General features: G+C 58.5%; 11 protein-coding genes. 2 read left to right on the forward strand and 9 right to left on the reverse strand.

What is annotated here, in order from left to right:
• The first annotated feature begins 328 nt into the window (after window positions 1-328).
• The gene (locus tag DEALK_RS05395; RefSeq protein ID WP_058439270.1) at window positions 329-2,971 is read left to right on the forward strand and encodes a valine--tRNA ligase; all 2,643 of its coding nucleotides are present in this window, start codon (window positions 329-331) and stop codon (window positions 2,969-2,971) included.
• Here DEALK_RS05395 and DEALK_RS05400 read toward each other — a convergent pair.
• The 5 genes from DEALK_RS05400 to ruvA all read right to left on the reverse strand — a co-directional run bounded on the left by DEALK_RS05400 (window position 2,968) and on the right by ruvA (window position 6,365).
• Window positions 2,968-4,077: a sensor histidine kinase gene (locus DEALK_RS05400; protein WP_065128705.1), complete on the reverse strand. Its 1,110-nt coding sequence runs from the start codon at window positions 4,075-4,077 to the stop codon at window positions 2,968-2,970. The genes DEALK_RS05395 and DEALK_RS05400 overlap by 4 nt on opposite strands.
• Window positions 4,058-4,756 (reverse strand): response regulator transcription factor, encoded by a 699-nt coding sequence (locus tag DEALK_RS05405; RefSeq protein ID WP_058439271.1) that lies wholly within the window; start codon window positions 4,754-4,756, stop codon window positions 4,058-4,060. The genes DEALK_RS05400 and DEALK_RS05405 overlap by 20 nt, the downstream gene beginning before the upstream one ends.
• Before the next feature lie 122 nt (window positions 4,757-4,878).
• Window positions 4,879-5,490 carry a GyrI-like domain-containing protein gene (locus DEALK_RS05410; RefSeq protein ID WP_058439272.1) on the reverse strand — a complete coding sequence of 204 codons (612 nt, stop codon included), beginning with the start codon at window positions 5,488-5,490 and terminating at the stop codon, window positions 4,879-4,881.
• A gap of 81 nt (window positions 5,491-5,571) precedes the next feature.
• Window positions 5,572-5,766 (reverse strand): zinc finger domain-containing protein, encoded by a 195-nt coding sequence (locus DEALK_RS05415; RefSeq protein WP_058439273.1) that lies wholly within the window; start codon window positions 5,764-5,766, stop codon window positions 5,572-5,574.
• Window positions 5,767-5,783: 17 nt separating this feature from the next.
• Window positions 5,784-6,365: a Holliday junction branch migration protein RuvA gene (gene ruvA / locus DEALK_RS05420; RefSeq protein ID WP_058439274.1), complete on the reverse strand. Its 582-nt coding sequence runs from the start codon at window positions 6,363-6,365 to the stop codon at window positions 5,784-5,786.
• Window positions 6,366-6,943: 578 nt separating this feature from the next.
• Here ruvA and DEALK_RS05425 point away from each other — a divergent pair.
• Window positions 6,944-8,893, forward strand: a complete 1,950-nt coding sequence (locus tag DEALK_RS05425; RefSeq protein ID WP_058439275.1) for an ABC transporter ATP-binding protein — start codon at window positions 6,944-6,946, stop codon at window positions 8,891-8,893.
• Window positions 8,894-8,963: 70 nt separating this feature from the next.
• Here DEALK_RS05425 and DEALK_RS05430 read toward each other — a convergent pair whose 3' ends face one another.
• The 4 genes from DEALK_RS05430 to nifU all read right to left on the reverse strand — a co-directional run bounded on the left by DEALK_RS05430 (window position 8,964) and on the right by nifU (window position 11,867).
• Complete coding sequence (locus DEALK_RS05430; protein ID WP_058439276.1) at window positions 8,964-9,176, reverse strand: hypothetical protein; 213 nt, start codon at window positions 9,174-9,176, stop codon at window positions 8,964-8,966.
• Window positions 9,177-9,308: 132 nt separating this feature from the next.
• Window positions 9,309-10,610, reverse strand: coding sequence for an APC family permease (locus DEALK_RS05435; RefSeq protein WP_058439277.1), 1,302 nt, complete (start codon window positions 10,608-10,610; stop codon window positions 9,309-9,311).
• A gap of 99 nt (window positions 10,611-10,709) precedes the next feature.
• Window positions 10,710-11,399 carry a cysteine hydrolase family protein gene (locus DEALK_RS05440; protein WP_058439278.1) on the reverse strand — a complete coding sequence of 230 codons (690 nt, stop codon included), beginning with the start codon at window positions 11,397-11,399 and terminating at the stop codon, window positions 10,710-10,712.
• Window positions 11,400-11,435: 36 nt separating this feature from the next.
• Window positions 11,436-11,867, reverse strand: coding sequence for a Fe-S cluster assembly scaffold protein NifU (gene nifU, locus DEALK_RS05445; protein WP_058439279.1), 432 nt, complete (start codon window positions 11,865-11,867; stop codon window positions 11,436-11,438).
• Between the last annotated feature and the right edge of the window lie 6 nt (window positions 11,868-11,873).

The raw sequence follows: 11,873 nt of genomic DNA on the forward strand, positions 1-11,873 counted from the left end.
CTATAATATCCGCCCATGACCCCAAACTATCGCCCCAAAGTCCGCCTTTCCCCGCCGTTTGACGGAGCCGGTTTTTTTGTTTAATGCTGGCACCATGCTGAATTCGAATGCTCGAAGGGTATTCCGCATCGCAGGAAGGTGTTTGTTTCCAAAACTGACGAATATCGAACCCAATCGTGCGCTGCGGCGGTTTGAACGCGGTCAGTGGAATCGTCCCGGTGAAAACACATTTTTTGGGTCGGAATCAAAAACAAATCGCCCCCTTCAACTGAAAACTGATGGCTGAAAGTGCTAGAATACCAGTCACTATTACTTCAAGGACAACCTGATGACCGATATTCCCTCTCCTGAACTCCCCAAAGCCTATGACCCCTCCCAGGTGGAAGAAAAGTGGTACAAGTTCTGGATGGAGCAGGGCTACTTCAAGCCCGCCATTGACCGGAACAAGAAACCCTTCGTCATCATCATGCCTCCCCCCAACGTCACCGGCGAACTGCACCTGGGCCATGCCCTGACCGCCACTCTTGAGGACATCATGATCCGCTGGCACCGCATGAAGGGCGATCCCGCCCTGTGGCTGCCCGGCGTTGACCATGCCGGCATCGCCGCCCAGGTGGTGGTGGAGCGCATGCTGGCCAAAGAGAAGAAGACCAAGTACGACCTGGGCCGCGAGGCCTTCACCCGGCGGATGTGGGAGTGGGCCAACTCCTGCCGCGATACTATCAGAAAGCAGCACATGAAGCTGGGCGCCTCCTGCGACTGGGACCGCGAGGTCTTCACCCTGGACGAAGGTCCCAGCCTGGCGGTGCGGACGACGTTTAAAAACCTCTATGACAAAGGCCTCATCTATCGCGGCGAGCGCATCATCAACTGGTGCCCCCGCTGCCACACCGCTATCTCCGACCTCGAGGTTGATCACAAGGATTTAGCCGGCCACCTGTGGCACATCAAGTACCCTCTGGCCGACGACCCGACGCGCTTCGTCACCGTGGCGACGACCCGGCCGGAGACAATGCTCGGCGACGTCGCCGTGGCGGTCCACCCGGACGATGAGCGCTACCGGGATCTGGTCGGCAGGACTCTGCTGCTGCCGCTCGTGGACCGCGAGATCCCCATCGTCGCCGATTCGGTGGTTGACATGACCTTCGGCACCGGCGCGGTCAAGACCACCCCGGCTCATGACCCTACTGACTTCGATATCGCCCAGAGGCACAATCTGCCGCTGCTGAACATCTTCAATGACGATGCGACACTCAACAAGAACGCCGGGCGTTTTGCCGGCATGGACCGCTACGCGGCGCGCAAAGTCATCGCCGAAGAACTGGCCCGGATGGGATTACTGGCGCTGGTTCAGGATTACAGCCATTCGGTGGGGCATTGCCAGCGCTGCGCCACCGTGACCGAGCCGCTGGCTTCCCGCCAGTGGTTCGTCAAGATGGAAGGCCTGGCCAAACCCGCCATCGAGGCGGTCACTTCCGGCCGGATAAAGATCCTGCCCGAAAGATTCATCAAACAATATCTCAACTGGATGGAGAACATCCGTGACTGGTGCATCTCCCGCCAGCTGTGGTGGGGCCACCGCATCCCGGTATGGTACTGCCGCTCCTGCGGCGAGGTAGTCGTTTCAGTCGATTTTCCAGAAGCATGCACCGGGTGCCGCTCGACGGACATTGAGCAGGACCCGGATGTGCTGGACACCTGGTTCTCTTCCGGCCTGTGGCCTCACTCTACCCTCGGCTGGCCGCAGCAGACCGCGGACCTCGAGTATTTCTACCCCACCGCCGTCATGGAGACCGGCTACGACATTTTAACCTTCTGGGTGTCCCGGATGATCACCATGGGTCTCGAAAATACCGGCAAGATTCCCTTCGACACGGTGTATCTCCACGGCCTCATCCGCGACGAAAAGGGCGAGAAGATGTCCAAAGTCAAGGGCAACGTGCTGAACCCGCTCGCTTTGATAGATAAATTCGGCACCGACGCCCTCAGATTCGGCATCACCACCGGCAATTCGCCCGGCAACGACATCAAACTGTCGGAGAACCGGCTGGAAGCCGGGCGCAACTTCGCCAACAAGCTCCATAACGCCGGGCGCTTCGTCATCGCCGCCCTGACCAAGGCCGAAGGGGTGCCGCCGGTCTACCCGCGTGACCTACCGGCCGAGGACCGCTGGATACTTTCCCGCCTGTCGCGCACCATCTCCCAGGTGGCGGCATACATGGAGGACTTCCAGTTCGGCGAGGCCGAGAGAACCGTCCACGACTTCATCTGGGGCGAGTTCTGCGACTGGTATATAGAGCTGGCCAAGATCAGGCTGCAAGCCGGGACCTTGCCCTCTCCGCTGCCGGTGCTCTTAAAAGTCCTGGATGAGTCGCTGCGGCTGCTGCATCCCTTCATGCCTTTCGTCACTGAGGAACTGTGGCAGCACCTGCGGAAGTACTTAACGAACCCGCCCGCATCCATCATGGTCGCTCCCTACCCGAAAGCGGATGAGGCGGCCGTGGATGCCGCCGCCGAGGCTTTCGTCGAGGGGCTGATCGAGGCTGTCCGGGCTATCCGCAACGTCCGGGCCGAGCACAAGGTGGAAGCCGGGCGGTGGATCGCTGCGGAGATCCATGCCGGGGAGCAGAAAGCGCCTCTTGACTGCTACAAGGCGGCCATCGAAACGCTGGCCAGGGTGCGACCCTTTGAGATTATTGCTGACCGCTTCGTCGGCGAGAGCGATACGGCGCGTATTGTGCTGGTACTGAAAGACCTCGAAGTCGTGCTGCCGCTGTCCGGTATGATTGACCAGGAGGCGGAGTCGAGACGCCAGGCCACAGAACTGGCCGAAACCGAAAGTCAGGTTGCCCGCCTTTCGGCGATGCTGGGTAACCCTGATTTCCTGGCGAAGGCGCCGCCTCAAGTCGTAGCCAAGGAGAAAGCCAAGCTTGAAGCCCTTGAGGACAAGCTTAAGAGGCTGAAGAGCTAGCTTCTCAGACGGCGCTCCAGCTCTTGAGACGGCGTCGGCATTTCGCAGCGGTTGCCCTGATTGGGCACTTCGACAGTGACCACCGCACCGTGCCCGGGATCGCTTTTGAGGTCAACATGCCCGCCGATCAGCTGGGCGCGTTCCTGCATGCCCGCCAGCCCCAACTTACCGCCGGCAGCCAGGTCGCTGATGCGCAGCGGCACTGAGAAGCCCTTGCCATTGTCGGCGATAGACACAACGGTTTTCTCTTCCCCGAAAGTGACGGTGATTTCCACCTGGGAAGCGTCCGAATGCTTGCGGACGTTGTTCAGGGCCTCCTGGGCGATGCGGAAGAGGAGTAGCTGCACCTCCGAGGACAGCGCCTGCTCCCGCCCGACGATGATGACCTTGGCTTCAATACCGTGTTTTTTGATCAGGTTGTCGGCCATCCATTCCAACGCGGCAATGAGTCCCAGGTCGTCCAGGATGCGCGGCCGCAGGTCCTGGGCGATGCGCCTGGTGCTCTCCAACGCTTCGACGGTCTGGACTCTCAGGTCTTCCATCTTTTGCTTCATCACTTCGGACAGCTTGAGGCGGCTGTTGCTTGAAATGGCGTCTATACGCTGGATGAGAAGCAGCAGGGAAGGCGATACTTCGTCGTGGAGTTCCCGGGCGACGCGTTTGCGTTCATCCTCCTGAGCGCGGAGGACTTCCTGGACATAGAAACGCATATTGTCCTGGAGCTGCCGTTCAGCGGTCACATCCCGGGCGATATGCTGGAATCCGGTGACCTCGCCTTCGGTGATCACGAGTGAGCTGGCCATGCGCCAGATCGCCAGCGAACCGTCCCTGCGGACAATGCGCTGCTCATAAGGCTGGTGAAAGTCTTCTCCTGCCAGCAGTCGGCGGCGGACTTCCCTGGCGATATCATGAGAATGAGCGTCCGGCAGGAACTTGCCGACATCCTGATCAAGCAGTTCATCCTGATCGTAGCCGGTAAGCCGCTCGGCAGCCCTGTTGGCGTAAAGGATCCGCCCGTCCAGATCTTGAACCCAGATGGCGTCAGAGGCGTTTTCGAATAAGTAGCGGTAGTCCTGGTCGGGGAGGCTAGATTTTCTCTTTTTCATAGTTCTCGATGCCCTGAGGCACGTCGTCAAGGGTGACGTAACCTTCCCGGAAGCCCTTGACGATGGCCTCGGTGCGGCAGCTGCAGCGCATCTTGTTGAAGATATTTGACAGATGCGCTTTGACGGTACGCATCGACAGTTCCAGCTTTTCAGCAATATCGCGGTTGCTCATACCGCGGGCTGCCAGGCGGAGGATCTCGATTTCCCGGGGAGACAACTGGCCGCGGCTCTTGTCCTCCGGCGTTTCCTTGGACAAGTTGACGACCCGCTCCAGAAGCTTGCGGGTTGCCATGGAATCAAGCACCGATTCGCCGCTTCGGACAGCCCGGATGGCGCCGACAATCTCGTCGGCACGGGCGCTCTTCAAGAGGTAGCCGCTGGCTCCAGCCTCAAGCAGCCCAAGGATATAACGAATGTCAGAGTAGGCGGTCAGAATGAGGATGCAGGTAGACGGATTGGCTTTTTTTATCAGTTTGGTAGCTTCGACGCCGGTGAGCTTGGGCATCACGATATCCATCAGGACAACGTCCGGCTTCATCTCATCTACGAAGCGGACGGCTTCCTCTCCATCGGAGGCTTCGCCGACAACCTCCATGTCCTTCTCCTGCTCCAGCAGGCGGCGCATGCCCTCGCGGAGCACCGCGTGGTCATCGGCAATCAAGATACGCGTCTTGGCCATATTATCCTCGCTCTCGCCGGTTATGGTTCTTACCGGCCATTGTAATATAACTAAAGGCCAATATCAATGAGTCTGACTAGACCCAACGATATAAAACCGGCGCCGGTTTCAGGTTAGATCCGTTAAGTGACCGGCTGGCGGATAATGGTTTTCATTTTCTCCGGCGCGGTGCGTGCCGGATCCGAAAGATATATCTCATGGTGTTTCCGCTTTTTGCCGTCGAAGGCGTAGCCGGTTTCAGAAATGAACCGGTGCAGTTTGGCTATATTCGGCCCTTCATCTGCATAGGGGCCGATATGCATCATCTGGGCTGACCGTCCTTCTGCCAGCGCTTCGAACTTGACCCGACCGATAGCGGCGGGATTCTTTTTACGCCGGACCTCGGCGACGGCTTTTTCGACCATCTGCCGATTCACTAAACTTGGCTGCATGATCATATAGGTCCACTGCCAGTCGTCCTTATTGCCGTTGGTGAAGTCAGCCATATCGTCGGACCACCATAAGCCTTCCAGCGGCAGGACTCCGAAATCGAGCAATCCGGCGTTCTTTACCATGAACTTGATCGTGTAAGCCACGGAGTAGACAGCCCCGATGGCACAAGCGGCATCCGAACTATCCGGCCGGCCGCGGCCGTCGACCATGAGGTAATTCATTTCAGGGACTTCTACGAAGACCGGCTCCATCGGGGCGTTAAAAAGATACTTCAGAGTTTTTTTAAAATCGATTTTCTCCATTGTGCATCCTTTTAAACATCAGACACGGGCTCGCAAATCGGCTCTCACCCACTGGATCGGGGGAACTTAGAGTCTAAGGGTTTAACTGTCGAATTTCACGGTGCCGGTGCCTGAGCAGGCATGACAGCGGTTTTTACCGGTGCCTTTACAGGCTGGGCAGGTCCGGCGCTCTTCTTCAAAATCACCAGGGTGGGTGATGATCCCGGTTCCGCGGCAATCCGGGCAGCCGATCTGCCCGGAACCTTCGCAGCGGGCACATATTTCATGATGCGCCATTTGGCCTTCCTATCTGGCTACGCTGTGCCTAAACCAGCCAGGGCGAGCCGTATCTTTTCTTCCACGGACAGGGTGGTGTCCCGGGGCAACCCGACCACCGCCCGAGCTGCTTCAGCCTGGGTGTAGCCCAAAGCCGCAAGGGCTGATAAAACCTCGGCGTCCTGGGTTCCAGCCAGGGATTGCGGCACGGCCGCCCAGGCGCGCGAAACCTTATCCTTAAGTTCAAGAATAATGCGAGACGCCGTTTTCTTGCCGATGCCTGAGACAGTGCAGAGCATGGCCTCGTTGCCGGTGGCAATGATGGCGGCGAGTTCTTCTGCCTTAAATGCCGAGAGCAAGGACAAAGCCAGCTTGGCGCCGATGCCAGTGACTCCCAGCATAGTCTCGAAAATACTCAGGTCCTCGAAGGTGGTGAAACCGAAAAGGGTCAGGGCGTCTTCGCGGACCTGGAGGTGGGTGAAGAGCCTTACCTCTTTGGCGTTCTGTATTTGCGACAACGCGGCTGAGGTGAGAAAGACCTTGTAACCGACGCCGGCGACATCGATCACCGCCCAATCGGCGCCGAGGAGGGCGATTTTACCATTGAGCGAAGCGATCATCGATGTTCCTTGCCGGATTTTTCCGTATTCTAGCACGTTTGAGGTGAGCTTTCAGCAGACTAATTTGTTTTTGAATCTTCGCATAATAATATATTTTTGCCCAAACGATTCCGCTGTCCGCGTTCAAACCGCCGCACCGGCACGATTGGATTCGATATTCGTCGGTTTTGGAAATAAACGCCTCACCTGCGATGCAGACAACCCTTCGAGCATTCGAATTCAGCATGGTATGGACACAAAACAATAATACCGCTCCGTCAAGCGGTCGGGAAAGGCGGACTCCGGGTGAAAAGTTGGGGTTCATGGGCGGATATTATAGCACGGGTGTTCATTGCGGCTGTCAAGCGACTTTTGTCGTTTTCGGCACCCTCGGGAAAATATATTTAAGAAGAAAGATTGTCAGCTGCGCCCTCACCTTACCCTCTCCCGCCGGGCGGCGGGCGAGGGGATAATAGATTGCCGCGCGCCTGCGGCGCTCGCAATGACAGCGCTTCGGTGGAGCGGCTCAAGCGGTAATTGTGCTAACATAAAGCCGTCAAGCCAGTTCCAAATCAACAGATTCCAAAGGTGAACTCATAATGTCAATGGTGCACGGCTTTCCGTGGGCAGGGCATGATAGCCCGGATATCAAACCCCGCATTAGTCGCGGCCTGGTGCGGCGGGTACTTGGCTACGCCAGACCGTACCGAGGCCTGATCGCCGGGATGCTTCTCATCACCATGGCGATTTCCGGCCTTTCGCTCTTGACGCCGCTGATTTTAAAAGATCTGATTGACAATACGCTGCCTGAAGGCAACATGGATCGCCTGTGGCTGCTGGTCGGCGGCCTGGTACTGGTGCCGATATTAAGCAGCGGGCTGACGGTATGGCAGCGCCGCCTTAACGCCACTGTCGGCGAAGGCGTGGTTTACGACCTCAGGGTAGCGCTGTTCGCCCATTTACAGCGGATGGCCCTCAATTTTTTTACCAACACCCGCGTCGGCGAACTGATGAGCCGGCTGAACAACGACGTGGTGGGCGCCCAGACGGCTATCTCCAATACTTTCGTCAGCATCGTCGCCAGCTTCATCCAAACGGTGGCCGTACTTTCGGTGATGTTCGTTCTGGAGTGGCGGCTGACATTACTTTCGATTGTCATCCTGCCGCTGCTGCTGACAGCGGGGCGCAGCCTCGGGCGGCGTCTCCAGCGGGTCGCCCGGGAGCAGATGAGCCTGAACGCCCGGATGAACGCGGTGATGCACGAACTGCTCAATATCTCCGGTGCCCTGCTGGTTAAACTTTTCGGGCGGGCGGCAAACGAGGACGAACGGTTCAAGGAAAAAGCCGGCGCGGTGAGGGACGCCGGCGTCCGCCGGGCGGTGACCGGCATGGTCTTCTTTGTCAGCATCGGCCTGATCAGTTCGATCGGCGTCGCCCTGGTTTACGGCGTCGGCGGCTACCTGGTGATCGAAGGCGCGCTGACCATCGGCACCATCGTGGCCCTGGCGGCTTTACTGGCCAGCCTGTACAACGCGCTGCAGAACCTGACCAACGCCCCCGTGGATTTTGCGACCTCCATGGTCAGCTTCGAGAGGGTGTTTGAAGTCATCGACCTGCCTCACGAGATCGCCGACCGGCCGCAGGCGGCGGCGCTGGAGAATGTGCGCGGCGTTCTGGAATTCCAGGATGTGAGCTTCAAGTACAATGTCAACGAAAACAGCCTGCTCAAAGACGTCAGGCGGGTCGGCGACATGAACGATGTCGGCGCGGTGCTGTCAGGCGCGGTCAAGCCCGGCGGCGAACCGGCGGCGGACGGACGGGAAAAAATCAGCCAGGCCAGGGAACTGGTGCTGGACCGGGTGTCCTTCCGCGCCGAGCCCGGGCAGCTGGTGGCGCTGGTAGGCCCGTCGGGCGCCGGTAAAACATCTTTAACCTACCTGATCCCGCGCCTTTACGATCCCATCGGCGGCCGGATCCTTATCGACGGGCATGACCTGCGGGACGTGACGCTCGATTCCCTTTCGGCGCAAATCGGCATGGTGACCCAGGAAACATACCTTTTTCACGATACCATCCAGGTGAACCTGCTTTATGCGAGGCCCGACGCCACCCAAATCCAGATAGAAGAGGCGGCGCGGGCGGCCAATATCCATGATTTCATCATGGGTTTGCCGGCGCGCTACGATACGGTGGTCGGAGAACGCGGCTATCGATTGTCCGGCGGTGAAAAGCAGCGTTTAGCCCTGGCCAGGGTGATCCTGAAAAATCCCCGCATCCTGGTGCTGGATGAAGCGACCAGTTCCCTCGATTCGGAATCGGAAGCCCTGATCCAGGACGCGCTGAAACGGGTAATGGCCGGAAGGACCAGCATCGTTATCGCTCACCGGCTGTCGACGATACTGGCCGCGGATCTGATCCTGGTAGTTGACCGCGGCCGCATTGTCGAGCAGGGGACACACGACCAGTTGATGGCCAGATGCGGATTATACGCGCGGCTGTATGAAACTCAATTCAGGCACAGGCACGCCGGCCCGGCAGGGGTTGAGTAACCGGATTTGCCCGGCGCCCGCGCATTTCAACGGCGCCGAATCACTCAGCCGGGTGACAATTAACCGCTGATTACTTTTGCGGACCGCGGAAATGAACGTTCCAGGTCACGCACAGGTGGTTGATGAACTCTCTGGTCACCGGATCAGGGGCGTTATTCAATCCAGCCAGAAAGCCGTGAAGCAGTTCGCCGCCGGACATGGACGGGCTGGGTTCCACCGGCCCCGGCAGATTGATCCAGACGATTTCACTCATCACCTTTTGATAGTCGATTGCTGTCCCCATTAGTTCCCCCGTTCAAAACGTTCCAGAAAAAGTTGCCGCTGATGTTCCTGAGATACTCCTATTGTAAGCGATTTCAATGACGCGAGGCAATTAATCAGGCAGAATCGGGAATGGCGGGACTGATACCGGGGGCTACGGCGGTGATTCGTCCCGATCCGGACGGCTGCTCCATGCCCGGGCGACAAAGGCCTGGTAATAAACCAGCCCGGCGGCAGCCAGTATTCCACCGAATAACAGGGCGGCGGTCCCCGTATTCCATGCCAGCCACAGGCAGGCAGCGATCCCGGCCGCCGGCGTAATCCTCTCCCAGGCCCGCGGTTTCGAATTAGCTGCCTTGCCAATGGTTTTCGACAGCCGGATGGCCGCGGCGTTGATGCCGGTAAAAGCCAGGAGCACGGCTATATTGGTAAACAAAGCCACAGTCTCTATGTTTCTTATGAGGATGAATATGATGGAAAATAGACCTACCCCAACGATGGCGACCCAAGGCGTCCGGCGTTGACCGATGGTACAGAACGGCAGCGGCAGAACGCCGTAACAAGACATCTCCCAGACCGCCCTCGACGCTGAGAGCAGGAGAAAAAAGGCGGTGCTGCCGGTGGCAGCCATAGAGATGATGGTGATGGCGCCGGCCGAAGAGGAACCGAGCCCGAGCCTGAAAACATCGGTCATAGGCGCGCTGGACGAACTCAGGGCTTCCCAACCCAGGACGCTGACGGCGGCCAGGGCGACGAGGACATAAAACACCACGCTGACAGCCAGCACCAGGAGCATGGCTTTGGGCAGGTCCCGGCCGGGATCCTTCATCTCACCGGCCAGGTTGGCCATGGTTTCAAACCCGAGGTAGGCGAAAAATACCAGGGCGGCGGCGCCGAAAACCCCGGTCAAACCCTTTGGCGCCTCCAGCAGGTCCACCGAGCCGAGGTGAGGCACCCCGATCACGATCACCGCTACCAGTCCGAACACAGTCACCGCCGTGAGGATGCCCATGAGCGCCATCGATTGGCGGGTGCCGATCAGGATGATCAGCGTGGACAGGCCGACCAGTGCCGCGGCGATGGCGGCGGCCGGGAAGTCAATGAACTGTTGAAGGTAGCCCGCGAATCCCAGAGAGACCACCGCCGCCGAGACGACCATGGACCATAGAATCAGCCAGCCGGCTAAAAAACCCAGCCGCTGGTTGAAGGCTAACTTGACATAATGAAACTCCGGGGCATTGACCGGCTTGAACCGGGCGAGGCGGGCGTAAGACAGGGCGGTAAAGCCGGAAATCACGGCGGCGATGACGAATGAAAGCCAAACCGCGTTGCCGGCACTGCCGGCGCCGGCGCCGATCAGGACATATATGCCGGCGCCAATGGTTACGCCCAGACCGCTTAAGACCGCCTGACTGAGACCGATGCGTTTTTCAAGTTTCGGGGGCACAGATGCCATCAGAACATTATAACTGTTGTTATCGAAATCCGGGAAACATCACGGGCACCCGCGCGACGCCCCGTGAAATCGGCATGGAGCCTGACAACCCGGTCAACCTCAACTCTTGCCATGGCTGGCATCGGGAGCGATCCGTGAAACGATCGATCCGGAGGAAGTGACATAGGCGAATCCGAAGGCCAGGTTTATCAAGCTGGCCAGATGCATATCTTCGTTGATCGAACCATTGGCGTCGGCCGGGAAAAAGACCCGGTAATCTCTGAAGTAGGCATCCCTGGCAGTGGATTCACAGCACATATTGGTCATGACGCCGGTAATTACCAGATCCTCAACTTTCAGGCAGCGAAGGACGGTTTCCAGATCGGTGTTGTAAAAAGCTGAGTAGCGGTGTTTCAGCACTACTTTTTCGTTCGGCAGCGGGGCCAGCTCCGGGTGGATTTCACTCTCCGGGCTGCCTTCAAGGCACATTCCTTCCCACCACCACTGCATGATGCCTGAATCCAAATTAGAGGGATGATGAACGTGGCGGGTGAAAATGACCGGGCGGCTGGCGCGGCGGAAGGCCGCTACCAGGCGTTTCACCGCCGGCAGGATGGCAGTCCCGCCGCAGGTGAAGGAAGGAGACGCCGGATCAAGAAAAAAATTCTGCATGTCGATGACCAAAAGGGCGCTGTCCCCGGGCTTAAGTTCCATGACGTGGCAGTTGTAGGGGTCAACCCGCTCCAGCCACTTAGCGGCCCTGGATCCGATGTTTTGCTCCGTCACGTATGGTTCGGTCGTTTCGGTCATACCGATTTTTCAGACTCCCTTCCGGTTTATCGGCGCTTAGTGGTGATGCTCCTTCACCGCCGTCCCAAACGGCGGCTTTTCGCCGCGGCGCTCGTAGTAGTTTTCGACAGCCTTTTTGAGGGCTTCCTCGGCCAGCACCGAGCAGTGCATCTTGACCGGCGGCAGGCCGCCCAAGGCTTCGGCGACGGCCTTGTTGGAGATCTCCAGCGCCTCATCAACGGTTTTGCCTTTGACCATCTCCGTCACCATCGAAGAAGTGGCGATAGCGGCGCCGCAGCCGAAGGTTTTGAAGGAGGCGTCGGTGATAATCCTGTCCTTGACCCGGATGTAAAGCTCCATGACGTCGCCGCAGACAGGGTTGCCCACCCTGCCGACGCCGTCGGGACGGTCCATTTCGCCGATATTGCGCGGATTTTTAACGTGGTCGATAACCAGGGGGCTGTAGGCGGCCGGTCCGGAATGGGTCATGGAAAT

The organism is Dehalogenimonas alkenigignens, assembly GCF_001466665.1.
GTDB lineage: Bacteria > Chloroflexota > Dehalococcoidia > Dehalococcoidales > Dehalococcoidaceae > Dehalogenimonas > Dehalogenimonas alkenigignens.

What these genes read in the sequence shown, in the direction of transcription:
- DEALK_RS05410 (WP_058439272.1), bottom strand. Translation starts at nt 5,490, where the DNA reads ATGGAGAAAATCGATTTTAAAAAAACTCTGAAGTATCTTTTTAACGCC.
- nifU (WP_058439279.1), bottom strand. Translation starts at nt 11,867, where the DNA reads ATGACCCATTCCGGACCGGCCGCCTACAGCCCCCTGGTTATCGACCAC.
- DEALK_RS05400 (WP_065128705.1), bottom strand. Translation starts at nt 4,077, where the DNA reads ATGAAAAAGAGAAAATCTAGCCTCCCCGACCAGGACTACCGCTACTTA.
- DEALK_RS05440 (WP_058439278.1), bottom strand. Translation starts at nt 11,399, where the DNA reads ATGACCGAAACGACCGAACCATACGTGACGGAGCAAAACATCGGATCC.
- DEALK_RS05395 (WP_058439270.1), top strand. Translation starts at nt 329, where the DNA reads ATGACCGATATTCCCTCTCCTGAACTCCCCAAAGCCTATGACCCCTCC.
- DEALK_RS05425 (WP_058439275.1), top strand. Translation starts at nt 6,944, where the DNA reads ATGTCAATGGTGCACGGCTTTCCGTGGGCAGGGCATGATAGCCCGGAT.
- DEALK_RS05405 (WP_058439271.1), bottom strand. Translation starts at nt 4,756, where the DNA reads ATGGCCAAGACGCGTATCTTGATTGCCGATGACCACGCGGTGCTCCGC.
- DEALK_RS05430 (WP_058439276.1), bottom strand. Translation starts at nt 9,176, where the DNA reads ATGGGGACAGCAATCGACTATCAAAAGGTGATGAGTGAAATCGTCTGG.
- DEALK_RS05415 (WP_058439273.1), bottom strand. Translation starts at nt 5,766, where the DNA reads ATGGCGCATCATGAAATATGTGCCCGCTGCGAAGGTTCCGGGCAGATC.
- ruvA (WP_058439274.1), bottom strand. Translation starts at nt 6,365, where the DNA reads ATGATCGCTTCGCTCAATGGTAAAATCGCCCTCCTCGGCGCCGATTGG.
- DEALK_RS05435 (WP_058439277.1), bottom strand. Translation starts at nt 10,610, where the DNA reads ATGGCATCTGTGCCCCCGAAACTTGAAAAACGCATCGGTCTCAGTCAG.